Below are 25,959 nucleotides of genomic sequence, written 5' to 3' on the forward strand. Positions count from 1 at the left end.
AATACTAATAATGCCGCCCACCCTCGCCTGTTCCACCTTTGCTTTCATCTCAATTTAAGATCAAGAATCTAAGGTACCGGAAATTACCCGAAAGCTGATACTTCTATACTTTTATGCCAAAGTTGTTTTCCATTCCAATAGCCCCAAGTGACTGATCAGTTTGTTCAACGTTGGGGCTACTAGAAAGGACCCCCTGCCAGTATATAGCAGCTTGATATAGCGACTTTACTCTCCTAGTGAATGATTCGATTTCTATAGACTCTGCTCTCTCTTTGTCGCATAGTACCACTTTTTGTGTTTCGGGATTCAGGGATAGGGTTGCGTATTCACTAGCAATCCATAGGTAATTCGCCTGCAACATTAATGTTGCAAAATGCTCATCTTGGCCATGGGGAATTTCACCAATGTCTATTGTTATAATAACAAGCTCACCCTGATCCTCCTCATGATAATATATATGCATATCGATATTATCCCATGATATTCGGCATGCATCTTCAATCTGGTCCATAAGCGGCTGCTGTAAATTTACCGCTAACTCTTGTATCAACTGCGAGAAATCTAATTTCATAATTCACACTCTTGTATTTATAAGTAGCAATCTAGGTCTGCCTTTCCTGAGATTGCAGCCAACGAATAATATCAGCTATAGGCTCTACAAACTCATTTGTTATTTTTTGATCTATGTCTATTTTTGCATAGAGAGATCTTGCTAAAGGCACATTTTCAACGATAGGGATTCCTTTCTTAATCGCGATATTTCGTAGCTTCTTAGCAAGAATCATTTCACCTTTTATTGTAACAAACGGCAATGGTGACAGCTGTTGGTCATAGCGTATACCTACAGCAAAATGCACTGGATTTGTAATCAAAACATCTGCTTGAGAAACCCTTTTATTAACAACTTCTTCACTCATCAATTCTCTATGTATCTCTTTCCTTCTACCCTTTATTTCAGGATTACCTTCCGTGTCTTTATATTCTCTTCTAACCTCATCGATAGACATTCGAAGCTTCCTAAAATATAGAAACCTTTCCAAGCCAAAATCAGCCGCCGCCAAGAACACAAATGCTGCCAAACAATACAATATCAACTTCATCATTAGTGAACCTGTGATATATATGGCGCATTCCGCACCGCAGACGGGTATCTGCATCAATAGCTGGATATTACCCTTTAATACATACCAGGCTACGTAAGTGAGAACTATAATTTTAATAAGGGACTTTAAAAACTCCATTGCATTCTGTGCGCTGAATATTTTCTTTGCACCATTGATCAGGCCTATCTTCTCAAACTTTGGCGCTATGGTCTCACCACTAAATATCCAACCAGTCTGCATAACATTCGATATGATGGCAAAAATAAATACGACAACTAATATCGGAGCCAGTACACTGAATGCGATGTAGAATGCCTCTATTGAAGCATTTAAAAATAGTTGCCTAAGAGGAAGATCGATATATTTTGAAGGGTCCTGAAACAGACTTTTAATTCTCAGGAAAATATCTTCCCCAAAAAGCCAAAAATAGCCAGTAACAGAAACTAAAAGAACGAGCGAAACAACCTCTTTACTTTTTGCAACCTGCCCTTTCTCACGAGCATCTCTTATCTTCTTCGGCGTTGGCGGCTCTGACTTTGAAGATGTCATTAGACCTCTCCCAACACATGCTGCATAAAATACTGCATGTCTTCAAACGTGTCCGCAACCACATTATCTATATTACCTAAAAGCAAATGAATATATATAACCAAAACGAAGATCCCAACTGCACTCTTAATGGGCATAGCCATAAAGAAAACATTTAGCTGTGGTGAGAATCGATTTATTAGAGCCAAAGTGAATTCTGCTAAAAACATAGATATTACTATCGGAGCAGAAAAAACAACTATCGACTTCGTTAAAAAATCTAACTGAGAAAATATGTATACATCAGTACCAGTCAAATCCTCGGGAAACATTTTACCAATAGGCCAATATACGTAGCTCTGATAAATCACACCCATCATCAGCAAAAATGCACCACTCATAATAAAAAATGTATTTAACAAATGACTAAGATAAACCCCTAAAGGCGAAGTTTCATCACCTAATAATGGATTTACCATATTTGACATGGTAGACCCCCTCTGGTTATCTATAAGAAAACCTACTCCTTCTGCTATCCAAAATGGAATTGCTACCACTACACCAATAACCAGACCAATAGCCGATTCTTTCAGGAGTATTGAAATATAACCCACTTTTCCCAAGTCTTCGGACAAACTTCCTTCAGTTAGAGGAAAGATAAAGAGCGCCAGACTGAGCAATATACCATTACGAATCATTGAACTTCCCAGAAACCCTTTGCTCATCATAGGAAGAACAGTAAATACTAGGTATATACGTGGTAACGACAAAATATATGCCTGAATCATTCTCTCCAGGCTATTCAAGTCAAGATCCATATCAATTATGGTTTTTCACTTTGTCAAATACTCTTAAACGCGGTTGCCCCTAGATTAATTAACTCAGCACCCATCCAACTTCCTGTTGCTAGAAGCGCAAAAATCACAGCAACAAGCTTTAACACAAACCCAAGTGTTTGCTCCTGAATTTGTGTTAACGCCTGGATAAGACTAACTAAAGTTCCCACTAATGAAGCAGCTACGATCGTAGGAAGGGATAATATCAATACAAGCATCATCGCCTCCTGAGCCAGCATCATAAGATCGCTAATATCCATTATCAATTATCCACCGCTACGATGTTAATCATATCTAACTTTGGTAAGTTACTAATAGGCCATCACTAGACTATGAGTTAGAGTTGTCCAACCATCAAGAACCACAAACAACAATAATTTGAATGGGAGCGAGATCGTCATTGGAGACACCATCATCATCCCCATCGCCAGAAGAATATTCGATACAATTAAGTCTATCACCAGAAATGGAAGATAGATTAAGAATCCAATTTTGAATGCCTCTGTCACCTGGCTAACGGTAAATGCAGGCATTAGCACCAGTAAGCTATCTTCAGTAACCTTTTCGGCATGGCGCTCTGGCCAAATCTCCCTGGCTGTATCTAGGAAATAGGTTTTCTCAATTTCGGTGGTGTTTTTTTGTAAAAATGCAGCATACGGCTTTACCGCACCTGAAAATAATTCCTTATAGTTCTCTGATGACTCAGTTAGATGGGTATTTGCATCCAGATAATCCTGTATATCGTACCCTATGGGCGCCATAATATACAAAGTCAGAATAAGTGCCACACCATATAGTGCCATATTAGGGGGTGTTTGTTGAACACCTAAAGCATTGCGAAGTAGCGAAAAGACAATTACAATTTTTACAAAAGACGTTCCCATTACTGCAAGAAAAGGCACTAAAGCTAAAGCACCAAGGGCTAAAATTATTGATATGTGGTCTAATTGTCCACCTAAAAAACTAACCCCCATTTTTGCCCCACCCAATAATCTGCACGCCCAACCGCCCCTCTATATTAACCAACTTCCCCTTTCCTAATACTGAGTGGTTAAGGGATATTAGAATTTCGCTAGAGGCCGAATCATTTAATGTGAATGTATATCCTTCCGTGAGAGATTGAATCTCTTCAATGGTCATTTCCTTACCGGGCAATTCAAATTTTAGAGATAAAGATACATTATTTAATTGCGTTAAGTACGCTTCTGGACTTTCCGGATTATCTGCCTTGCTAATTGGTTTGGTAGAATCCTTCAATTGACTTTCCATCTGCACACTCCAGCGATCTATTAATGTAATACTTTTCTCATTTATTTGAGCCAACCAAGTTGCTTGTCGGCTCACCAGCAGGAGACATTCTTCCTTAAAGGAACTAGAGCTATCTACAAGCACTACATCACCCGACCTAAGAGTTCTTAGTTCTTCAATATCCAGGTGCACCTGACCCACCAAGAAGGAGGTTGGCACAGGAATTTGCATGCGCCCCTTCCTTTTTTTACCATATATTTCAAACAGAGTTGCCAAACTATCAATATTTGCCTTGCAAAAGGCACTAATTGATTTTCCTTCTTTATCTACTTCAAACAAATAGGTGTATTGATAGTCTTTATTACCTCCGTCAACATCTGCTATTTTAACGCTGGTTATCTGCCAACTTTTAAACTCCTCAAACTCATTTATAAGCTGCTCAAAAAAAAGCTCAGATGCGGCAAAAACCAATTCGATGGGCAGCTCTGATATCTGGCTTATATGGAGATAACTTGAGAGTAATAAGCTTGCATCTCCCAGACTAAAATAGAATTCCCAGTATGTGGAGGTGTTTTGCTGACACACCTCAAGGATTAAAGCTCTCTTAGGTAAACTATATGTAAAACAACGTGATCGCACATTAAGATTCGGTCGATTTGCGTTACTAGATAAATCTAGCTGAAAACCAATTTCACTACTAACAATGATGTTCTGTGCATCAATCACCTGGCTGGTAAATTTAGGCAAAGTAAGCTCGTCGATACTCATGTATTCAAACCGTCATCCAATAGAACTTCTATGTCTAACCCATCATCAGACTGATGCCGAGATTCACTGTTTTCACCCTGAGAACTATTTTCATCATTTTGTCTTGAACTACCATTTATATCCTCCTCAAGGTCAGAACTGACATTCCAAGAAGTTGTTACCGACACTTGAAGCTGTGAATACTTCTGCTCCAGCATACTTCGGAGCTCTGATAATGTTGACGAATCCGATAAATCAAATCCCTTATCGACACTATCAAAATTTACTGTCAGAGCACCCTCATGCAAGCTAATGCTAACTCTGGTATCATGCAGCGATCTAATCAGAATCTCTGCGCGCACCATTTCTTTATCAACCACAACAGTGTCAATTTCAGTATTTAGCGAATAGAGCAACGATGGAGTAGAGTTCGATTTCTGATCGCTTAGCTTATTTAACTGAGAAGCGAATATCCTATCGGTAGTCGGTAGTATGACTTGTTGGACTACGTCTATATCTGCATCTTCAATGCGATCTGAACTCCCCAAGTCTGACTGTAAACTATGTACGTGTTTAAATGGCTTAAAGTTTAAAGAAGCTGCTGTTAATTCAGTTCGCTGTAAACTGTCTCCATCGTGCAACACCTCATTGATTGGATTATCCAATACTTCGGCAAGTAGTGTATCAGGTCTAACAGTTTGCCCACTCATCCAATGTATCTGAGAGTTTGATGATCCATTAGCCGGCGGTTTGTTTATTGACTGCAAATAGTGCTGCAAGTAACTCTGATTTATTTTACTGTCCAATGATAGATTATTTGAAATAACAACCAATAAGTCAGTTATAACAATAAAATTGTTTGCGTCCTCCAAATTGATATTTAAATCATTTGCATTACCATCAATATGGTTAGCTAACTCACTACTCCAATTAGTTGGATCGGTATTACTTTGTAAATCACCTTTATTTATATCGATATATTTCTGAAAATCCACCCCACTACTATGTAATTGAGTTTCTGACGTTTCAATAGTTCTTTTATGACTTAAATGGGAGCATAGAGAGGATAACTCCATAAATGTCGAAATAGTATTTTTTTTAGAGGTAATTTCAGATGACATCGGTAATACTAGCTCTTCAAAGTACTTGAAAATTCATCCATCGTCTCTTCAGCAGCCCTCTCAACTGCAATATTTTTAGACGCGGAAATTTCGGCAGTGATATGTTCATATTTTTCAACATTTTTTAGACATTGCCGAACATGCTCATGGCAGCTATCCCTTCTTTTTTGTGCTTTTTCAAGCTGCTTTTGCGCTTCAAGGACTTTCATACTCAGGCTAGCTTCTTCTTCATACATTGAAGCTATTGATGAACGAATTTCATCCAACTGCTTAGATTGGACAACCTGGTCAATAATCGATTTGTACCTTTTCGCTTCCTCTGTAATACGCCACTCTCTGTGGCTCATATATTGCTTCTTAGCAGATGAGTACTCTCGCTCTCTAAGCTGTACCTCTTCAACAGCTAGCCTATATTCTCTTTTGGCTACGTCGAGCTTCCTCTTCTTAATCTCCATAACACGAGTTAGACTAGCCATGTGTGATCATTCACCATCTTGACGGATTGACATTGTATTGGCCGCTCAAAAACTTTCTTTATATTTTGGGTAATTTTTTTTAGAAGAAAGTCCTTTTTTATAGATTTTTGCAGCTAACTTCAGGTTATAGACTTTCTCGGTTCCTTATAAATTACGGAAACATCTTTAGGAGCTGGTTTACACTCTCATCAAATGGAATAGATTCATGAGTACCTTGCTTAAGGAAAGCATTTATCTCTTCAATCCTATCTACGGCTTCATCTGTCATCCGATCATTGCCACGTTGGTATTCGCCAATACGTACTAGGAGTTCAACATCTTTATATTTACCTAGTAGATTTCTTAATTTCATTGCTGCTAATTTATGCTTAGGTGTTACAAAATTATTCATTACTCGACTTGCACTTAGCAATATATCCACAGCAGGGAAGTGAGCAGCGGCTGCTAACGACCGCGACAATATAATGTGTCCATCTAAAATTGATCTCGTTTCATCAGCAACCGGCTCTGTCATATCGTCGCCCTCAACGAGGACGGTATAGCAAGCAGTAATTGAACCCCTGTCAGAATTTCCCGCGCGCTCCATCAATTGAGGTAAAGCAGCGAAAACTGATGGTGGATACCCCCTTCGGGTAGGCGGCTCTCCTGCAGCTAGTCCAATTTCACGCAAAGATCGAGCATATCGCGTTATAGAATCCATAAGTAATAGTACTTTCTTCCCCTGCTCCCGGAAATACTCTGAAATAGCAGTCGCTACTAATGCAGCTTTTGCACGCTCCATTGCCGGTCTATCGGATGTGGCGACTACCAGTACAGCTTTTGTAAGACCTCCAGGGCCTAAATCGTGATCGATAAACTCCCGAACTTCCCGCCCACGCTCGCCAATTAATGCAATAACAATTACATCAACATCTGCATTGCGGATAATCATAGAAAGTAGCGTACTTTTACCACCGCCTGCAGCGGCAAAAATTCCAACTCTCTGACCTTCTCCACAAGTCAGAATACTATCAATAGCCTTTATGCCCATGGAAACTGGTCGGCTGATTAGCTGTCGAGTCATTGCATCCGGAGCATCAGCAGTGACCGTCACCCGTGAACGTTCAGAGGGGTCTATGTCGTACCGTTCTCCTTTCCTTATGGGATTTCCCAAACCATCAAGGACACTTCCCAACAAAAAATCGCCGACTTCTATCTCATGGCTACGGCCGGTGGGAATAACTTCAGTTTTACTGGAAATCCCTTTCACATCTCCCAAAGGTGATAGTAATGCAATAGATTTGTCTAGCCCAACCACTTCAGCCAACAAGGTTTTATTAGTATCCGGTGAGACCAGTCGACATAGTTCTCCAATTTTGACATCAACAACTTGGGCTTTAATTATGGTTCCGGATACATTATTTACCCAACCTCGCATCCTCATGTTTTTACATTCAGCGATGAGCCCCCGGAGCTTATGTGTTTTATCTCTCCATTTTCTTTCAGTGTCTCTCAAGTTAGATTTCAGCGTTTCCTGAATATCATGCTTGGTTTTATATTTTGAATCTAAATCGTTCACAGATGTATCTTCAACTTATAGATATACGCGCAATTGGTTGAACATTTATATCTTTTGTTAACTCCTGGAAAGATATAACAGGAAGCTCATAGAACTCAGTTTCTATTAGCTTTCTTACATAACGACGTATATCCATGGCAATAAGCAAAACAGGTTTTCTCTCCATCTGTAAACTATCTCTGGTGTATACAGCGAGCTTCTCGGTAAATCGTTTTGTTACCGAAGGATCTAGAGCTAAATAATAGCCTGCCGAAGTTTGTCTAATGGCACTACGAACACTATCTTCCAACTCCTGATCCAGTAGGTAGCAAGGAAGTGTGCTATTTCCTCCAGAATACTTAAAGCAAATCTGACGCTTTAAACTACTACGCACGTATTCAGTTAACTGCACAACATCCTTTTCTTTCTGTCCCCACTCAACTAGCGCTTCTAAAATAACCCTCAAATTTCGAATGGATATATCTTCTGACACCAGCCTCTGGAATACCTCACTAAGTCGCTGAATAGGCATTACTCGCTCAACTTCTTTGACTAACTCGCCAAAGTGCGGCTCTACTCGCTCCAACAAGTAACGAGTTTCCTGTATCCCAATAAACTCCTCTGCATATCGGCGAAGGATATAGGCCAAATGGTAAGTAATGATACGATTGAACGAAAAATAGGACAGATGATTAGTATCCAGTATTTCAATCTGCTGATTGCTTACCCACAAACTTTCGATGTCAGGCAAAAACTTCTCCTCTTCGCCAAATTCAATACCCGACATCGTTAGTTGATCTTTAGGTTCAGTTATCAAAACACAGCCCGGCATCAACCTTCCACGCCCAACGGGTACCTCCTGATTCAAGATGTAGTATTCATGCTCGCTAAGATTTTCGTTAAATCGTAAGTGAACACCGGGAAATGGTACCCCTAAATCCAAGTAGAGTGCTTTTCGTACGCGACTTAGTTCTGCATTCAATTCTGTAGCATCTAAAACACCCTCAAGATCAACAGAGACGTCAACTAAAAGAGGCACTGTAATAGAGAATTCATCTCTGCTGCTAGCGGCTGTTCGGGATGAAATTCGTTTTGCTTCTGCCGTTGCAGCCGCTGCAGAGGCGCCATCTTTTGCCAAAATTTCTGGTAGATTCTCTTCCTGGATTCTATTTTTAGTGGCCAATCGCGCTAAGAGGAACCCTCCTCCTCCAATCAATATTGCCAATACAATAAAGATTTTAGTAGGAAACCCTGGTATCAAAGCCAATCCGAATAGAAGTGCGGATGACATATAGAGAGCACGAGGGTGTGCTGTGATTTGAGAACCTATAACCGTGCCCAGGTTTATATCTTTACTCTCTAGCTCATCTTCTGTTGACGTCACGCGTGTGACAATCATACCAGCGGTCATCGAAATAAAGAGCGCAGGAATTTGTGCTATTAACCCGTCACCTACGGTGAGAATAGAGTACATTTCCAGGGCTTCACCAGTAGACATTCCGTGCTGGGTAGTTCCGATTAAAATCCCACCTATGATATTGACACAGATGATAATAAGACCTGCTATTGCGTCTCCTTTAACAAATTTCATCGCGCCATCCATTGACCCAAATAGCTGGCTCTCACGATTTAATGATTCCCGCCGATCCCTTGCCTCTTCAATATCAAGCATCCCAGCTCGCATATCACCATCGATACTCATTTGCTTGCCGGGCAAGGCATCCAGGGAGAATCTAGCACTCACTTCAGCAACTCGTTCAGCACCTTTCGTAATCACTAAAAACTGTACAATAGTGATGATAAGGAAAATAACCAACCCAACCACCAAGTTGCCGCCAACTACGAAATTGCCGAATGTAGTAATAATATCTCCAGCATCTCCATTCATAAGAATTAATCGTGTCGTCGTGACCGATAACGCTAAACGAAATAATGTACTAATAAGCAGTACTGCAGGGAATGCACTAAACTCCAATGCTGTTTTGATATAAACAGATAGCATCATTAGGAGTACCGCGATAGCAAAATTTATTGCTATTAACGTATCTACCATTCCTGTTGGCATTGGCAATATCATCATAAATATGATGGCGACCAACAATATAGCCAGGGCAAGGTCAGCTCGCCGACTAAACGCAACCAATACATTTTTCATTTACTAGAAGGGCCTTCATTAATAAAATTCAAATAACTTCTACGTGCTAATTTTGAGGCATCAGAGTTTCCGGATTTCCAATGTGCTTCACTCAAACAATAATATATTGCGGCTGACTGTTCCCGACTTAGATTGCACGTCTTCAGAAGCTCTCTGGATTTTGACTCCAGATTTTTAAGGTCATTTAAAGACATCCATGCTTTGCACAACATAAGCCCGGTTGGTAAACTTTTTCCGTACAAAGTTTCAATAAGTAACAGTAGAGCGACTGCCTTATTTACATCAGCATAGTCTAGTTGCAATTGCGCTTGCGTGAGTATCCAATCTCTCATAACGCTAACTTAGTCTAATTAAACTTGTAAACACTTTAAGACTCAAACTTTTTTAAGTAGATTTCTTTGAACTTGATTTTTCAATTCCAGCTCCGCTAGCTCAATGAATATCTGTTCACACTTCTCCCTTAGTTCTGTGTCTAGTTTGTCCTCTAAATTTCTTATCCATTCCACAGCCTCCATGGCCTGTCGTTCCCCCTGACAAACGTCAAATGATTTCAATTCAGACCTTTCAGGGCTACATACTTTATCCAATAGCCGTTTACCGTTTGAACGCTTGAACAGTTCAGACAGATGCGACGGAGCCGCGTGGTTGTTAAAGAATATGATACGTGTGGCTGATGGTGTTTTAAGATTTTCGGGCTCGTGCTCTAGGTATGAGACCTTAGAGATTCCACCTTGGAAATTTAGCGTGTGCTTAGTCTTGTCAGACAACATGACTTACTCCCCTAAGATGCTTTGATTTACTTGGCGGAAGTTATTTAGCGCAGCTTCAAAATTGATAAAATCCAGGTTTTCTCTAAGAATTACCAGCCTGAGAACAATTTTATCTTCATAAATATGCCCAGTAGGGGACAATGAATTCTGATTGCTATATTTGTTAGCTTCTAGAACATGCTCTATAGTATCATCATCTACTCGATGCTTTACCCCCAACGATATGAGCAATGACTCCTCATGAGGAAAATAGTTTAACTCAAGATTTCCAATATTATTAAATTCCAGCTGGAGATAATTCTGAGAAAGCTGTCGCTTGTCGACCTCTATACTATAAGCGGAGAATACACGTATCAGTATTGCTTCAATCCAGCCGGGCATATGCTGATTCCCTCCGAGCGAACAAATCTGTACATTTAAATATTGCTTCAATACATTGAGTTTTTTGTTCAGCATTACCATAAATGTGATTAGGCACAAGACTTACTATATGTTTAATTTGCACTCCTAAGATATTAAGTTTCGCTAGATTTTTTATCTTTAAATTACTCGCAATTTTACTAACATCGGAACTTTCCACCCAGCTTTTCTTTTGTAAAGATAGGACCTCATTTAGAAGCTTACTTGTTAAACTTCTCTGAGTATTTGCTCCAGTCATGGGTTGCTCGAGTATTCTCGCAGTCTCTCGGCAGGCATCAAGTAATGCTAACAGAGTCTTCAACTCGCTCATATTTCTCATTACAGAGATGAGCTCTGAGCTCTCAATATTCCGGCCACCTCCATGATATTGTGATGAAAGCTGCTTATATAGCTCTCCAGCTCCAAGATCAAGATAGTGATCTCCGAATTTTTCTCTAAGATCACAAAGTAAATTGAAAATATTACCAAAGCTAATTGAGTGCTTCGACTTGGTCAGATCACTTAATTGGTTTTCATCCAGTCCTCGTTGCTTTGCGGCATCCAAAGCACCATTGGCCAGTACACCAGCTCTGAATTCCAAAGACGTTGATATCGGGGCTAGCTGCCTATCGATCTCAATATATATTTCAGATATACTGGGAACGGTTCCATTAGAATTTTCAAGCTGCTCCCTGAGAGAAAGCAAAGCAATCCCTTTCTCCGTTATATCTGATGAAATAGATTTAGAAAACGTTCTAACCTCTTCAATCACTTCCGACTTGTTATGTCGATTTTGTTTAATTGCTGCTGCAATTTCACTAACTTTGTCGACCTGATGTTGGCTGAGTGCTGATTTCGATAGCTTTTTTACATCCAGGCCATCAAAGTCTCGGCGTGACTCTCTTGCTCTGCTACGGTTTAAATTTTTATACTTATGTAAAAATGAAGAAAATTCCTCCAAACTATTATTTATAGTTTGAAACATCGTTTTACCTGTTTGAGCAGGCTGTATTTCTCTACTTACACTGTCAATAGCTGTGGGTTTTTCGACAATGCGATTTACTCCGATTGACTGACCGCCCTGAGAATTCATCAAAATACCTTATTTATCAAACAAGTAGGTGGTAGTTAGGCATTTGTATTATTTCCTGCATTGATTAGACTTGTAGAATCTCTATCACTAAATAGTTTCTTCAATGCTCTCTCTAGAAATCCTCTCTCTTTCAAAGTAAGACTTCGGGAATTCAAACCAATAGAAAATTCCCCCAGCTCAAAGAACTTCACTTCAGATACATCTAAATTATAAGTCGTCAGAAAATAACTTGCGGCATGATCGATTTGTATACCAGAGATACATAGCGCATCAATTTTTCTACTACTAAGCATATCAAGGCATTGATTAATTGACCTACAATTAATGAATGATTTCGAATAAATATGAGAGCTTAACAAATTTGAATTGACAGCTAGCAGAGGCTCTGGCTGTATATATCCAACCGATTTTACTTTAGAGAAAAATACATCCTTATTATATGTATCTATGAGACCTTTCCGCTCAGTTAGTGCCAGGTAATGAAGAGATAACTCTTCTATTGAAAATGATTTCCAGTTGGTGACTTGCGAATCGTACTCAATGGTGCTTGAAGCACTAATCACTATATCGTAATTACCCAAAAACAACTCTTTTTTGAGTTCACGAACAGACAGGAATTCGATAGAAAAAGGGGCTTCGTCTTGTAAAAATGTGTCACTTGGAAATAGAATTTCTGCAGCTTTTTGTGTCACGGCATTGTTAGCTTGCACACCTACACTTAGGGTTTGAAACAAGTCTTTCTCATTTACTGGTTCACTTACGCAACCACATAACATAGAGAAACTAAGTAAATGAACAATGAAACCTCTTAAATACACTTCTGCCTTGCCTCTGAAGGTGATACGCCATACTTAGACTTATATAATTGCGTGAAATAGGACTGACTGGAAAATCCACTTTCCAAGGCAATATCTACTAACCGTTTACTTGTCGTACGTAATTGAATATTAGCGTGCCTGAGTCGTCTCTCATTAATCCATGATTTTGGGGAAGACTCACTAAATACCTGACTAAACATATTCTTAAACGAAGTCAAACTCATACCGATATTCTTCGCATAAGTAGCTATACACCAGTTTTTTGTGACGTTAGCCTCCATGAATCGTCTAAATTTTTCCTGAACCGGGTTTACCCGATTCAGCAGTTCGTCAGCGAGTATTTGCCCCTGATCACTCTTTAATTTCAGCAATAATAACTCTTCTAACTTGAGGGCATTCAATCCTTCATCATCTAACCGGCTGAACAACCTAAAAGAATCTAATGTCAGCCGTGTCAACTCACAACTCGGAAAGACAATCGGATCTTTGCCTTTCGGTAAAACAGATTTAACCATTTTAAGCGCCTGCTCCTTACGAAGCAGCGCGTTATCATACCTTTCATAGAATCTGGTCAGCATTGCTGCACGAATACCTACACATATTACAACAATATCCTGGTCTGGTAGGTTGTTGCTTAATTCAAAATCTTCATCAGATCCAGCAAGCCAAACCTGCCCTATTGTCAGCTCAAAATTCGATTGATGGTATCTAATTCCAGCAGAACCGGTCACCATCATGACCAAATTCACAAAAGGTGAAAATGTGAGCACGATAGATTCTCCACGTGGAATTGAGAATGTTTTTAATTCAAAAAGATCACCACAATGTTGGCAATCAATAGCCACTCTACTGTTTCTGAATCCATCTTGTCCCTTATAGGAGGGAGTATTCATGTCTTTCACTTCTCTTTATGAAATCTCTACCTACTTGTGCTCACATTTCATTTTAATTACACTTCGGAAATCAGCTAAACTATCGACTTTGATAGTGCGTTTATCGTTGAGCTGTGATGAGAATGAAGCTCATTAATCATCGATGAGAATGTACTTGTCAGATTGTCAACTAAAGCAATATGCGCATTAGCTAACTCTCCATCTTGTTTGTCGATATTCATTTCGGCATCCAACTCTACCTGCCTCGCTTGCAATAGTGCTTGAAGTTCCTCCGCTTCAGCATTGAGCCTATCTATTTTTGCTTCTAAATTTTTCTGCACGGCCCCTGCTAAATGTTGACCGCTACCCGCCCCTCCTGAACCACCACCAGCTAGGCTAGCGACCCCCATAACGCCGCTCATGATACCCATCCCCATTTTGAGGTCCGCTGCTTGAAATCGTAAATTTTTAACTTCCTCCGCAGCTTCGATAATTTCATCACGCTTCGCCAATGCAGTGTCAAATTGATCAATATATTTCTTGATACGAATCGAAGTCTCACTTTCCCTCATCTCTCGAAAGACAGACTTAAGATTATTATTAAGCGTATTTATCAGGCCGTAGATATGGTTGTTGTGAGAGAAAGCATTAAGAAACTTTTGTACATCATCTGATTCATCGAGCACCGGCTGGTAGATATCAATAGCATCTTCAGCTTTGGTTATTGACGCCTTTGCCTCTTGAGGGGGTCCCTCAACCTCCCCATTGGAGTCGATCTTTGTTGAGCGAAAAGTAATACCGGGACCGAAACTAACATTACCATCTACTGAACTCATAATTTTCCTCCTTAAACAACTGAAATATTTAAACCTATCAAATTTGCCGCTATTAGAAAGTTGACTTCCTGCTCTTTAGTATCTTCTTTGGTCCGATCATCCACTACCACTGCGGAACTTTTTATGGTAGCTTCAGTTATCACTATATATATTGTTTAACCTATTCCTTTTCCGCTAGTCCTGCGGAAACCACACCAAATTTGAAGAAGAAATATTTTTTGCTTTGTCTAGGAGTTACCCTTGAGAAGCACTGCACATTCTTCCATTTTGCCTGATCAAAATCTTGAATAAGCAGATATCTGTAATTCTCCGCTCACCAAAAAATTACTCGGCCTAATTTCCTTTGGCGAGGTCAATTCGGCTGTTGAAATATCAACTCTGACGCCGACTTTGAATCCAAACATATTGCCAGCCATATTTTTCTCTTTACTTAAACCCTTGTGATGTAATTCAATACAACTAACTTTCATTGTACTCATAGCTCTGAGAGGCTTTAGTAACTACAAAGACATTAGTCTCAATTATCAGATTAGTGTTTTATTACTCATCTAAGCGCAATTATTTGGATTGCTCATTGTTCACCTATGGTACGTAGTCGTGAACTTGATGCTTTAGATTTCTTGCACATTTTTTAGATTTTAGGCATTTTTTTCGTCGGAAATATATTTCCCGGATGTGGTATCAGATTAGCCACAGAACTCGCTTACTACTTCATTATTGAACTTATTAGGCAACTCTTTTGATCAGCGCTAAAAGCCAAAAATGTGAACGCCATCTAAGAGTAAATTCGAACTCATCCACAGCTAGAACCAGTTCGCAAACGTGATGGTATCCATACCTTTTTACCTTTGACTACTGGCACTCTAAGAATATAATTCTGTCAATATCTTACTTCTTGCATTTTAGTTTCGTAATTTTCAGGTTTATAGTTAAATATAGTGTTACCCGTTAAATCGATTTATCATTGGTCTTCAGTCGTTAACTATCCTCGGCCAGTCCAGCTTTTCGCTAGTAAAACTGATTACCGTTTGGGCCACCGTTTGAACTACCGTTGGAATTACCGTTTTCTCACCACCAAGTAGTGAAGTGAGGCCAGTAACGTTCCAGTCGACAGAATAGGATTGTCACAGTTCGAGACCTGCACTGATTACATGCCTATGAACTCTCAACCGTCAGCCATGACTCATACAGCCCCACGTCCAGCGTACTCATTCTTTCGCCCCGAGTTGCTAGTGGCCCTCTGAATTATTCAGTAGTGAGGTAAGGTCTACTTATCTACTCTGCTCAGGTGTTCTCATCATCTTGTAAAGTCTGGCTCCGGAGTGATCACAGGTCGTTCAGATATTACCCAGTGCATGTTTGGAACCAGGTTGATTCCTGTCTCTACCTACATTGGTAGGCAGATAGTCAAAGGAGCGAGGAGCTGTTTGACCTTAACCTGAGGTGACTGGCAACAAAGCTACTTGATACAGAACTGTTACTCGATACCTAAAAAGCCATTCATTTCCGAGTCCTCCCCAGGATCGACACTTAGTCGACTGTGTAGCTCTGGCTGCAAGGGAAGTAGATAGGCATACAATGGGTGATATCCTGGCTTGATCTATGTCACTGTCCGAGACCCGGGTTCAAATTGAGGTGCTTCCCTTCCCTGTCTCAGGAGGAGCGCGTCTCATAGGGGGTGGATAGCTAGCGAGTGATGCCGCGGTAAGCTTACGCTCAGCGTGCAAAACAACCTTCAGCAAAACTGCTAAACCCATTTTCCACCAAGTGTCAACACTAGGGATGAACAGGGCTCTTTTGTGGAGCTCATGGCCAATTTTAGTGCACCATAAAAGGTGAGAAGCTAGCCAAAGATATCTACCTAGAGCGCCATAGAAAGACTGTAGTCGAACTCGTAGATTAGAGGGAAGGAACATTCGAAAAGGCATAAGGGTCTTCCAGCTACCTGATGGTCAATAGAGGCGATTACCCACGACCAACCCTCCCAATAGCAGACAAAAATGTCGGATGAACATAGCGGTACTCCCTTCCAGTGGGGAGTCGCACTTTCGGTCAACTTGCTGTAGCCCTGGAATTCACTGACGATAAACAGATAGCTGTAAGGTATTTTATGATATGGAAGTCGACTATTTGCTAACTCAGAACTTCGTGAGTAAAGACTGCTTTACCCTTGTGCACTCCAGGTTACCGATTACTCCTGCACGATTATTTTCAAAATTTTGCATTTAGTCGGTATTTCTGACGCCACCTCAAGTAGATCAAATTTCATACCGACATACAGTTTGGCTCAATTGCAAATCGGCTCAAAATTATCGCTCAACTGAGCATTTAATCAGTTAAAGTGTTTACTGTGCTTGGTTTTTGCAGTTACTACCGGACACTATCTTTCCATGTGTTACTGCTAGATCGTGAAGATCCTGCGGAAATTTCAGCAAATTTCACTTTATAATTTTAATTTACAGTTACACTTCCTCAGATTCATCACAATAAGAAGTAAAGTGGTGCAATTATCATATCTTACTGCCCTATAAAGATATGCTTGAGCCCCAGAAATCCCCGATTGATAATAGCCATACAGAAACAATTGGGGTCTAAATTTAAAAGAAATAAGGCCTGAATTTATACCCTAAAGATAAAAATGACCAATACTTATAAAATTTCTTAAAAATCTAAAATTTAACACTTCCATATCAGCTAGCCTTATATAATACTACTAGCCTACTCAATTAAGCAGTAAAAACCTACATGACAATTAAGTAGCAGTATAGTATCTAAAAAATTAGAGCTAGAGAGGATTGGTCTTTAAGAATGCGATGATTCTAAGCTACATCCTATTAGATAGGAGAGCCTTGACCCGCATGACCAACTTAACAAATGGAAACAAAAGTTCGGTGATACCACCGAAAATTATTATTAAGGGCTAATTTACATATGCCTAAAATTACTATGTTGAACGGTGCAAATACAACTGTAACGCCAGGTACCGATAATAAAGGGGCTTTACATTCAGACAAGAGTCCTCAAAAGACTACAAGCGAATTTGCTCAAATTCGAGAATCAGCGCGCCCTAATGCTGATGATACCTTCAGAAAAAATTTTTTTCCTGCTCCTAAATCTATTGACAATGTAGATTCTCGTTTAAATTTTGGCGACCCAAAGCAAACTTTTATTCATTTCCTACAGCAACTTAGTGTGACAGTTGCAGAAAATAATTCATCCTCTGCATCAGAGAAAATCAAGCAGATAAGTATGATGATTCAAATGGCCGAACGGAAGATAGGCGGCAGTGGGTGATCCCTCAGGTTTGGTATTCCTATTTGATATATGCCAAATGCGTCAGATTAGCTTAACTGCCTATACCCCTTATAGACTTCATATAGCTATTAGGTGGCTATTATAGCGCAGCTATGCCAGCGCCCCTGCTATAAATATCCTAGGTACACCCTTAAGGAGTCATTTTCCAGCTTGATTTCAGTTGACCTTTCTCTATCTAATTTCATATTTAAAATTAAACAACTGAAAATGCTGACTTTGATCCTTTAGGGTTTTAATAGAACAAAAGCCGATTGCCAACTAAAAGAACCGCCAGCCAACTAACAAAAAATATTAAGAAAGATAAATTTTGGGATAGGAATTTGAGTGACGCACTTTCAACTCAGCTGGCCCATCAGTTGAATTACCAATACAAAGATAATTCTTTCATTGACTTTAATTCAAAATTTGAGTCGAAAGCATTAGGGCAAGAATCCCAATAACTTCCATTCAGCAAAAGAACACCATATAGCAATTAATGATATTCAAATCTCAGGTGGCATATTTGACGGCCAAATAGTATAAAATTTGCAAACATTTAACCCTATTAAAGTAGTTATTTTATAAAATATGCTGGTATAAAGAATTTATAAAAGGTCGGTTTCTCGCTAATCGGAGCCTTCAATTGCTTCTATGGTTTTAGACTATGCATTGCTTTTCTTAAATTGCAGATCACTGCCAGCGATCATACTCAGTAGCTAAACTAGCTTGCTGAATTAAGTCGAAAAGTATTTATCAAAGAAAAGAAAGCCTCAATTCACCTCCCTCGGAAGTATTCCAGTGAAGTATTTTGGACCAAATGGAGCGGGTTCTATATCTGAAGTGTTGCCATATTTTAAATAGACGAATATAAAATATACAGAAGCCAGAAAGACATCCTGATGAAGCATTCGCACGATAGTAGCGCTAGATATTACGCGAAGGCAGCTATTCGCTACCTTCAAGCTCGGGAATTAGGTTCATACCTTTTATAGATGGGCTCATTAATTTTCGAGCTACCTTTCTTTAAGCAAAAATCTAGCCATGTGAAAGATAGCCTTCTTGGTTTTAGCACCAAATATTTGACATACTAGGGGCCAACAGTCTTTCTGGCCTCAGATTTTTGATAGGAAAAAGCCCTTTATTTATTATTCGAGATAAATTTACGCACTTCCTCAACAAACACCCTTGAGGCTGATTCACGTCCCAGCAATAAATGCCCATCACTCTCTAGACCAACAAAGCTGGCGTTAGGTATGCTGGATGCAATATCGCATGCTGACTTTACCGGAATCCTCTGATCTCCTAGAGAGTGAATAACCAATGTAGGAACTGTAATTCTCTTTAGCTGATCGCGAACATCAATGCTACCAAACACTGAAAGAAAGCGAACTGCATTTTCTGGAGAGGTTGTTAGGCGTTGAAACTCGTTGAACCAGGCCAGCTCGTTTGCATTAGCGCTTGGCATAAATGTTGAGGAGAAAATTTGCCTGTATGCAGGGTTATCTTGTCCCCAGCCAACTTTCGTAAGAGTCATTACCGCTTCTCGCTCTTTAACAACAGACTCTGTAGCTCCAATACGCCAGCCGGCTGCGTAGCCACCAAACAGAATAAGTTGCTTTACCTTTTCAGGATACCTTACGGCATACTCGATAGATACAGCAGCCCCTTGAGAAATACCAAGCAACGTAAACTTATCAACGCCACAGGCATCAACAACCGTCTCAAGATCTGTTACGAATGACTCAAAAGTAATATTGTCAACATCCCAATCTGAAAGACCATTCCCACGCTCATCATAGCGTATAAACCTATGGTCTAAAGACAGCTCTCGAAACAAGGGGCTCCAAATCGGAGAGTCCCAGTCATACTCCAAGTGGCTCAACCAATTAGCCGCCTTTACTATTGGGGCGCCCTTACCTATCGTTGCATACGCGATTCGAGCACCATCTGCAGCGGTACAAAACTCAATCTTCTGACTAGTGAGAAGTTTGCGCTCGAGAAGCTGTTCATTGACAGGAGGCAGGCCGGACTCTTCCTCTGCTGGCGCACAAGGTGACCAGGCAATTCCGGCCTTTCTAAACCTTTCCGCCAACTGTGATCTTATTCTGGCCAGTTCCTGTGTTAGCCCCATTCTCTCCAACTTTGTCAATAGCTGAGTGGCAGCAAGAGAGTTGTATGGCTCAAGACTTTCCCAGTAGCGCGCCCATCTCAATTGGTCGGGAAGTGATATCTCAGGGTGAGACGACAAGCGGGATAGTATTTTACCGCGCAAACGTCCTACTTCCTCCCGCTCAGCAAGCAGCCACTGCTGGAATAACTCTTGGTCAGGCAGATCTATCCCCTCAAGAAATGGCTCCTTTAGTTCAGAGTTGATGGCCTTTAGGTCATCTACTGATAGGTCTGGGGTCTCAAGCTGACAAGCTATGGATCTAATATCAATTAGAATGTCATCAGTATCCAAACTCACCCTCTCACGATCCGCAATCAGCCGGTTTATGTCGGGGGTGTTGACAATAGGGCGTATTTTGCTTAGTGACCACCTAAGAGATGCTCTTGGATCATCAGGCAACTCCCAGAAGATTTCACATAATCGATCACGACGATGCGGTCGTGCGGCCAACGCTAAGAACGCGAGAAGTGCGCGTGTCCTTTTAGACCGGGGAAGACTAACCCGATCTCCATCACGATAAACGGTCAGTTCTCCAAGTAATTGGATTGTTATACCCATAACCTAAATACTTACTTATTAATACAATAGTGCTCTAAACCAAATGAGTGAAGTTTCAAGATCAATGTGAGTACACTCACTATAACTCCGAACACTGCAACCAAAACCCCTGGCTTAATTAACTATTTAAGTTCATTAAGCTAAAGGTATATGCATATTATATTCTCCATCACATTGGTTAGCCGCCGATAGGCAGGAGTATAGGTGAGAAGTAATAACGACATAAATATGGAGCACTGATCCGGGTGCCAACCTACTAAAGCTGAACCCATCTGGCCCCTAATTCTAGCACTTGCCGTATTAATATGATACAAGCCAATTAGATTAACATTTAATCAACACTTCCGGCCAAGTGCTGCCAAACCCGTACTATCATGGCTGTGAATATACGTCTCTCTACTATGGTGCGAATCCGTTCGGCCTCTGAATTTTGCCTAACGTTATTGCCAGACCAGAATGTCATCAAATATCAACTAAAGCGTGGGTGTTCCGAAGACCTAGAATTGGCAGATATAGACAACCGTCTTGTATCTCTTCGTTGCTTTTCCGTTTATTAATCAGCTACCACTGAAGAAATACATCAACCAGTACTGATTGCTCCTTTAAGTTACCTATATTGCTCTAGCTCTGCCCGAAGCCGAGATAATTCTATAAAGTGGGCTCCTCTTAACAAAATTTCCTTACATTCACCCACCGGCCGAATCAGTGTCTGGCATATCAGTTGACGTGGGGCGCAAATGATTTGTAATTTTGTATTATTAAAATTATCATGATTAAAATAAATTACCAAAAATTGACCATTAACTGGAAAATAAATTCAGGTCAATATCGTCCCCTTTGTATGGTCCATCGGGTAAGAGATCTAAGGAACCTCTGAATAACTCCATAATATCCTTGGATTCCACAACGACACTCATTTCCAAGGAATGTAGGCCTTTCAAGAGGCTCCACTGGAGAACATTAATGCTTTGCTAACTCACGGCGTAGCACTTGAAGACCATAAATTCTTCATTTTAGTCTTGCTCGGGCTACGGCCGTTCGCAGTGAGCTCCACTTAGTATCTATAGACTTATTGTTCGCCATAGATGCTGTGAAATTATCAGAGACTCCCTAAGTATCTAGGATTTTGCAATAATACTGTCTTCCATTTCCGCCTTCATTTTTGCCTTATCACGAATTAAGTTCTCTAAATCGTCAACAAGATTTTCATTCTTGAATTTCCTACTTGGCAGTCCATCAATATAAATTGCATGGCTCGGAGTTCCACCAGCCAAGCCGATGTCTGCCTCCTTAGCCTCACCGGGCCCATTAACAATGCAGCCAATTACTGCAACATCCAATGGTGTCGTAATATCCTCCAATCGAGCTTCAAGCTCATTCATAGTTTTAACAACATCAAAATTTTGACGTGAACAACTTGGACACGCAATAAAATTGATGCCTTTAGAGCGTAACCTTAGACTTTTTAACAAATCCCACCCAACTTTTACTTCTTCAACAGGATCTGCTGCCAACGACACTCTTAAGGTATCACCAATTCCATCCAATAATAGCGCTCCTAACCCGATCGCGGACTTAACCGTACCCGACCGTAATCCACCTGCTTCCGTAATACCAAGGTGAAGAGGTTGATCAATCAATTGAGCCAGTTTTCTATAGGCAGCAGTGGCCATAAAGATATCAGATGCTTTGACGCTCACTTTAAAATTCTGAAAGTTAAGCCGATCGAGGATTTCAACATGACGAAGGGCTGACTCGACCATTGCATCCGGCGTTGGTTCCCCATACTTTTTTTGAAGATCTTTTTCCAATGACCCCGCGTTAACGCCTATACGAATCGGAATATTTAGGTCGCTCGCCTTATCAACTACCTCGCGGATACGTTTCTCTCGACCAATATTACCCGGATTAATGCGCAAGCAGTCGACACCTAAATCTGCCACTCGCAATGCAATTCGATAGTCAAAGTGAATATCTGCCACCAGTGGAATGGATACTTTCTTCCTGATTTCACCGAAAGCTTCAGCAGCTTCAAGACTTGGTACAGACACTCTTACGATATCTGCCCCGGCTTGTTGTAATCGAAGAATTTGTGCGGCAGTAGCTGTCACATCACAAGTTTCTGTGTTTGTCATACTTTGCACAGAAATCGGGGCTCCGCCACCAACAGGTACATTTCCCACCATAATTTGGCGTGATACACGTGGGACAATAGGTGATTCAAACTTCATCTTTCTAACCTGTATAAAAACATATAGATTAATATTAGCAACTAACCAATTTATAAACGAAGGTACTTTGGTACAGTAACATCAGCAAACATGATTGCTTCACATAAGAATAAATAGTCATCTATTACTCTAAACAATAAAAGTCAAATCAACTTTATATTTTAGGCATTTTTTTTTAGAAAAATATAAAACAGTGATACCGCCGCATGCAAACATGTATTCATGTAACACCTAAACAACAGCATGGAAATCCTTATAGCTATCAGGTTATTCAGTCAGCCATAAGCTTCTTTTTAGCAAAAGGAGCATTAATCGCTTTGAAAGCCCTGCAGAGCGGACCTTGGAAGCTACATCTTTCCCTTTGTAGCTATTACAAAAAGTTAAGACCAATCAAGACGAACTGTGACTAATGTTTGCAGCTTTCATGGACGCTTTGACATCGCGGAATCATTCGAAAACCCCAGATATAGATATCCGCCATAATAAGCAACCGCGCTATAGGCTTCAACATTGATACCCAACAATCACCACAGAAATAAATTTATAAAAATATGACCAATAGTGATATATTCAACTCTCTCGTTCAGAAAAAATCTCTATGCTAAAGGAGATTAATTATGCCAAATTCAGTCATAGACAAATCAAGGTCGTTGCCTTCCCCTTCCTCTCAGGAAGTTCACAACACTCAAGCAGCAGCTGGTAGATTCAATTCATGCAGACCTTTTTCTACGGTATGTGGAACAGCAAGAAGCTTTTTTTTAAAATTATCCAACCCCTTTTCAACCTCAAATATAAATTCTAGACCCAATAATATCCAATCAATTTCTAGCAACTCTAAAGCTGTAAATTTAAACAAAGACACCCTCCAAAAAAAACTTAATTTTACGCCTTCTCGACCTACCCCTTACCCCCACACAGAGAGCGGTATCGAATGGGCACAAAAAAAATACAAGCTAAGCGCATGTGATATAAAATCTGATTTCACCAATAGATGTGTAGAAACTGGAAATAAAATTGATCACCTCATAAGCTTCTACTTTTCCAATAGTTCTGAAGAAGTGTCATCGCACAAAAAAGATTCAACGCCTGGCGAGAATCAAGCCCCACCAAACAAAAATTCAATTCTTTCTTTTATGACAAAACGCAGAAAGCTTAAAAAAGAAACAAAGATAACTTTAACCGATTTACCGGCGAATATGTCACTTTCTGCACAAAGAGCTATTCAAGAAATTGTGAATTACAGAAAATCTAAGGGGAACGTGCCCAGTATTCCTCTTAATGAGTACAAGGAAATATTTAGCAGAAATAAATTACCATTACCTTTTGAAGTCTACCCACACAAAGACGATGGCATAGATATAGTGATGTGCCCTATTTCTGAAGGATCTGAGTCCCAATCGGTTAAAACAGAAAAAATATACCAAAGTATTGTGCTGGATGGATATGACTACAATATAGATCAATCTGGCAGTGGGCCAGAACAAGTAAATAGCAGCAGCATTGAAGGGAAACATAGAAGAAAGGCATTTAACATGATTTTTGATCAATTAGGAATTCCTGAGAAATATCGTTACATACCTCAAAAAGATACCTTTGAATTCTAAACTGAACTATAGCCTACAAAGTTCATTATTTATATTTATTACTTGGTGCTAACTCCTCATATTAACAGAATATGGGGAGTTCTGATAAACTACTGATCAAGTAGTAAAAAGCTAAATTTTATTCAGCCTCCTGATATCGATATTTTTTGGATATTCATAAATAATTTGATATTATTTCTGTAGCTCTTGGAGATTATAAATACTAGGTATGCCGAATCTAGAGGGCCAACTGTATCTTGTATGACATGTAACACAATAACGTCACCCTTCAGATCTTGCTTTCTTAGAGACTCACAATTTAGGTATTAATTTCTTACAGCACCGAAATATTCCTGCCTGAGTGCAGATCAATCTAAAGAGCAGAAATGTTGAGCGACAACAAAAATTCATTTAAGCATATTAGAATTTAAAAAATACCTACCTTAATGATCTACCAGAACCTTAAGGGCTGTCTGTCAATCATTAAAAATACTACTCAAAAGTTTTCCCATATACAGCCGTTTTGTTTTCCCACAACAACATGACGAAAATACTATTCACTTGTAAAACTTGAATTAACCAAGCCTATAAAGTAAAACTCCCATTACATTCAATAATGGGAGCCACAGTATTTGACTACTATATTCTATTTATCCACTCATATAGCCTCTTCAATGTTTAAAGTCGCATCGATTGTTTTATAAATTGCCAAAAGTTTCTTTGCGTGTCCAATACTTGATATAAAGATCTCTGCTGGTGATTCGCCCGAAGGATTTGATTTAAAGCTATCTGCTGCTGATTTGCCCGAAGAATTTGATTTATATTTACTTAAGAATGACTTTATATCACCTTTAAGATTAATTATATTAATATTTGCATCACTAGTTAGCCCTTCTCCTAATTCCTCTTTACATTCCATTAACTTCTCCACCTCATATATCAAAGGTTCTATTACATTCTCTTTAAAATTCATAAAAGTCGACAATAAAACATTCGGATAGGCCCTTATGCCATCATTAACTAGAAGGTTCTCTGTGCATTTCAAATGTTCTTCGCACTTACCCACAAAGTTATCGGGAGCCTTGACCTCACCCTCTGCCACACCTGTATATTTACCAGAAAAATGAATATTTGCCCCCATTAATTTTTCTTCCATTCCCTCAGGTGAATGGGTAATACTATCTGGCTTAGGAGGGTGACTTCTAGGGGATGGTAATTTACTAAAAATGTTCGTTATTCTTGCACATATTTTTCCTATAGTGCTTTTCGGCTTATTAACTTTGTCGATCTGCAGTTCTTCAACGCCCCTTCTCTCACAAGTCTTTATGGCTTGATAGATAGTCTTCATATTTACATATTCCCAGGCGGGTTTTAATTAATTTTATTTCACTGTATCGCAGCTCACATAAATACAAATAGATATTTTGTGCTCGACTATAAATTTTCCATAATTGATTACCTCCACTTTCACCGCTTTAAATCCGTAGTTAGCAATCTTAAGGTGCACTGCCCCTATATCGGAATATACTTTTTCCCAATTCATAAGTTATTAAGGTGGTCAGAAGGGAGGACCGATAAATACTT

Annotated in this window: 21 protein-coding genes; 2 read left to right on the forward strand and 19 right to left on the reverse strand. The window is 39.7% G+C overall.

All coding sequences use genetic code 11. From position 1 onward, the window contains the following. Positions 1–103: 103 nt before the first annotated feature. The 16 genes from ACG1BZ_RS12060 to ACG1BZ_RS12135 all read right to left on the reverse strand — a co-directional run bounded on the left by ACG1BZ_RS12060 (position 104) and on the right by ACG1BZ_RS12135 (position 14,539). On the reverse strand, positions 104–571 hold the full coding sequence (locus tag ACG1BZ_RS12060) for a type III secretion system chaperone (protein WP_413662007.1): 468 nt from the start codon (positions 569–571) through the stop codon (positions 104–106). A 31-nt stretch (positions 572–602) separates the two neighbouring features. Then, entirely contained in the window at positions 603–1,652 is a 1,050-nt protein-coding gene (gene sctU, locus ACG1BZ_RS12065) for a type III secretion system export apparatus subunit SctU (RefSeq protein WP_413662008.1), read from the reverse strand. Next, entirely contained in the window at positions 1,652–2,437 is a 786-nt protein-coding gene (gene sctT / locus ACG1BZ_RS12070) for a type III secretion system export apparatus subunit SctT (RefSeq protein ID WP_413662009.1), read from the reverse strand. Before sctT ends, sctU begins: the two co-directional genes overlap by 1 nt. A gap of 35 nt (positions 2,438–2,472) precedes the next feature. After that, entirely contained in the window at positions 2,473–2,727 is a 255-nt protein-coding gene (sctS, locus tag ACG1BZ_RS12075) for a type III secretion system export apparatus subunit SctS (RefSeq protein WP_226648317.1), read from the reverse strand. A gap of 51 nt (positions 2,728–2,778) precedes the next feature. After that, a complete protein-coding gene (gene sctR / locus ACG1BZ_RS12080; RefSeq protein WP_413662010.1) occupies positions 2,779–3,441 on the reverse strand; it encodes a type III secretion system export apparatus subunit SctR in 663 nt (220 codons plus the stop codon). Beyond that, positions 3,431–4,483: a type III secretion system cytoplasmic ring protein SctQ gene (sctQ, locus tag ACG1BZ_RS12085; protein WP_413662011.1), complete on the reverse strand. Its 1,053-nt coding sequence runs from the start codon at positions 4,481–4,483 to the stop codon at positions 3,431–3,433. The genes sctR and sctQ overlap by 11 nt, the downstream gene beginning before the upstream one ends. Beyond that, positions 4,480–5,583: a hypothetical protein gene (locus tag ACG1BZ_RS12090; protein WP_413662012.1), complete on the reverse strand. Its 1,104-nt coding sequence runs from the start codon at positions 5,581–5,583 to the stop codon at positions 4,480–4,482. Before ACG1BZ_RS12090 ends, sctQ begins: the two co-directional genes overlap by 4 nt. Positions 5,584–5,591: 8 nt before the next feature. Then, entirely contained in the window at positions 5,592–6,059 is a 468-nt protein-coding gene (gene sctO, locus ACG1BZ_RS12095) for a type III secretion system stalk subunit SctO (RefSeq protein WP_413662013.1), read from the reverse strand. 151 nt (positions 6,060–6,210) lie between these two features. Next, positions 6,211–7,617 carry a type III secretion system ATPase SctN gene (sctN, locus tag ACG1BZ_RS12100; RefSeq protein WP_413662014.1) on the reverse strand — a complete coding sequence of 469 codons (1,407 nt, stop codon included), beginning with the start codon at positions 7,615–7,617 and terminating at the stop codon, positions 6,211–6,213. 10 nt (positions 7,618–7,627) lie between these two features. Next, positions 7,628–9,751: a type III secretion system export apparatus subunit SctV gene (sctV, locus tag ACG1BZ_RS12105; RefSeq protein ID WP_413662015.1), complete on the reverse strand. Its 2,124-nt coding sequence runs from the start codon at positions 9,749–9,751 to the stop codon at positions 7,628–7,630. Positions 9,752–10,125: 374 nt separating this feature from the next. Then, positions 10,126–10,521, reverse strand: a complete 396-nt coding sequence (locus tag ACG1BZ_RS12110; RefSeq protein ID WP_413662016.1) for a hypothetical protein — start codon at positions 10,519–10,521, stop codon at positions 10,126–10,128. Between the two features lie 3 nt (positions 10,522–10,524). Continuing rightward, positions 10,525–10,902, reverse strand: coding sequence for a hypothetical protein (locus ACG1BZ_RS12115; protein WP_413662017.1), 378 nt, complete (start codon positions 10,900–10,902; stop codon positions 10,525–10,527). Further along, on the reverse strand, positions 10,886–12,013 hold the full coding sequence (locus ACG1BZ_RS12120; protein WP_413662018.1) for a TyeA family type III secretion system gatekeeper subunit: 1,128 nt from the start codon (positions 12,011–12,013) through the stop codon (positions 10,886–10,888). The genes ACG1BZ_RS12115 and ACG1BZ_RS12120 overlap by 17 nt, the downstream gene beginning before the upstream one ends. A 35-nt stretch (positions 12,014–12,048) precedes the next feature. Continuing rightward, positions 12,049–12,747: a hypothetical protein gene (locus ACG1BZ_RS12125; RefSeq protein WP_413662019.1), complete on the reverse strand. Its 699-nt coding sequence runs from the start codon at positions 12,745–12,747 to the stop codon at positions 12,049–12,051. A gap of 74 nt (positions 12,748–12,821) precedes the next feature. After that, entirely contained in the window at positions 12,822–13,724 is a 903-nt protein-coding gene (locus ACG1BZ_RS12130; protein ID WP_413662020.1) for a helix-turn-helix transcriptional regulator, read from the reverse strand. A gap of 74 nt (positions 13,725–13,798) precedes the next feature. Continuing rightward, a complete protein-coding gene (locus tag ACG1BZ_RS12135; RefSeq protein WP_413662021.1) occupies positions 13,799–14,539 on the reverse strand; it encodes a hypothetical protein in 741 nt (246 codons plus the stop codon). Positions 14,540–17,470: 2,931 nt separating this feature from the next. Here ACG1BZ_RS12135 and ACG1BZ_RS12140 point away from each other — a divergent pair. Beyond that, positions 17,471–17,833 (forward strand): hypothetical protein, encoded by a 363-nt coding sequence (locus ACG1BZ_RS12140; RefSeq protein WP_413662022.1) that lies wholly within the window; start codon positions 17,471–17,473, stop codon positions 17,831–17,833. A gap of 1,138 nt (positions 17,834–18,971) precedes the next feature. On the opposite strand, the gene ACG1BZ_RS12145 is transcribed toward ACG1BZ_RS12140, so the two are convergent. Further along, positions 18,972–20,561, reverse strand: coding sequence for an alpha/beta fold hydrolase (locus ACG1BZ_RS12145; RefSeq protein ID WP_413662023.1), 1,590 nt, complete (start codon positions 20,559–20,561; stop codon positions 18,972–18,974). Between the two features lie 1,118 nt (positions 20,562–21,679). Further along, positions 21,680–22,792: a flavodoxin-dependent (E)-4-hydroxy-3-methylbut-2-enyl-diphosphate synthase gene (gene ispG, locus ACG1BZ_RS12150; RefSeq protein WP_413662024.1), complete on the reverse strand. Its 1,113-nt coding sequence runs from the start codon at positions 22,790–22,792 to the stop codon at positions 21,680–21,682. A gap of 617 nt (positions 22,793–23,409) precedes the next feature. On the opposite strand from ispG, the gene ACG1BZ_RS12155 reads away from it, so the two are divergent. Then, positions 23,410–24,396, forward strand: coding sequence for a hypothetical protein (locus tag ACG1BZ_RS12155; RefSeq protein WP_413662025.1), 987 nt, complete (start codon positions 23,410–23,412; stop codon positions 24,394–24,396). A gap of 637 nt (positions 24,397–25,033) precedes the next feature. Here ACG1BZ_RS12155 and ACG1BZ_RS12160 read toward each other — a convergent pair. Beyond that, a complete protein-coding gene (locus tag ACG1BZ_RS12160; protein ID WP_413662026.1) occupies positions 25,034–25,723 on the reverse strand; it encodes a hypothetical protein in 690 nt (229 codons plus the stop codon). Positions 25,724–25,959: the final 236 nt, after the last annotated feature.

The sequence above is a fragment of the Microbulbifer sp. CNSA002 genome, assembly GCF_047324085.1.
In the GTDB taxonomy this organism is placed as follows: domain Bacteria; phylum Pseudomonadota; class Gammaproteobacteria; order Pseudomonadales; family Cellvibrionaceae; genus Microbulbifer.

Coding starts and splice junctions, on each gene's coding strand:
- ACG1BZ_RS12135 (WP_413662021.1), bottom strand. CDS start 14,539: ATGAGTTCAGTAGATGGTAATGTTAGTTTCGGTCCCGGTATTACTTTT.
- ispG (WP_413662024.1), bottom strand. CDS start 22,792: ATGAAGTTTGAATCACCTATTGTCCCACGTGTATCACGCCAAATTATG.
- sctU (WP_413662008.1), bottom strand. CDS start 1,652: ATGACATCTTCAAAGTCAGAGCCGCCAACGCCGAAGAAGATAAGAGAT.
- ACG1BZ_RS12090 (WP_413662012.1), bottom strand. CDS start 5,583: ATGTCATCTGAAATTACCTCTAAAAAAAATACTATTTCGACATTTATG.
- ACG1BZ_RS12145 (WP_413662023.1), bottom strand. CDS start 20,561: ATGGGTATAACAATCCAATTACTTGGAGAACTGACCGTTTATCGTGAT.
- ACG1BZ_RS12130 (WP_413662020.1), bottom strand. CDS start 13,724: ATGAATACTCCCTCCTATAAGGGACAAGATGGATTCAGAAACAGTAGA.
- ACG1BZ_RS12120 (WP_413662018.1), bottom strand. CDS start 12,013: ATGAATTCTCAGGGCGGTCAGTCAATCGGAGTAAATCGCATTGTCGAA.
- sctR (WP_413662010.1), bottom strand. CDS start 3,441: ATGGGGGTTAGTTTTTTAGGTGGACAATTAGACCACATATCAATAATT.
- sctQ (WP_413662011.1), bottom strand. CDS start 4,483: ATGAGTATCGACGAGCTTACTTTGCCTAAATTTACCAGCCAGGTGATT.
- ACG1BZ_RS12060 (WP_413662007.1), bottom strand. CDS start 571: ATGAAATTAGATTTCTCGCAGTTGATACAAGAGTTAGCGGTAAATTTA.
- ACG1BZ_RS12140 (WP_413662022.1), top strand. CDS start 17,471: ATGCCTAAAATTACTATGTTGAACGGTGCAAATACAACTGTAACGCCA.
- sctS (WP_226648317.1), bottom strand. CDS start 2,727: ATGGATATTAGCGATCTTATGATGCTGGCTCAGGAGGCGATGATGCTT.
- sctV (WP_413662015.1), bottom strand. CDS start 9,751: ATGAAAAATGTATTGGTTGCGTTTAGTCGGCGAGCTGACCTTGCCCTG.
- ACG1BZ_RS12155 (WP_413662025.1), top strand. CDS start 23,410: ATGCCAAATTCAGTCATAGACAAATCAAGGTCGTTGCCTTCCCCTTCC.
- ACG1BZ_RS12160 (WP_413662026.1), bottom strand. CDS start 25,723: ATGAAGACTATCTATCAAGCCATAAAGACTTGTGAGAGAAGGGGCGTT.
- ACG1BZ_RS12110 (WP_413662016.1), bottom strand. CDS start 10,521: ATGTTGTCTGACAAGACTAAGCACACGCTAAATTTCCAAGGTGGAATC.
- sctO (WP_413662013.1), bottom strand. CDS start 6,059: ATGGCTAGTCTAACTCGTGTTATGGAGATTAAGAAGAGGAAGCTCGAC.
- ACG1BZ_RS12115 (WP_413662017.1), bottom strand. CDS start 10,902: ATGCCCGGCTGGATTGAAGCAATACTGATACGTGTATTCTCCGCTTAT.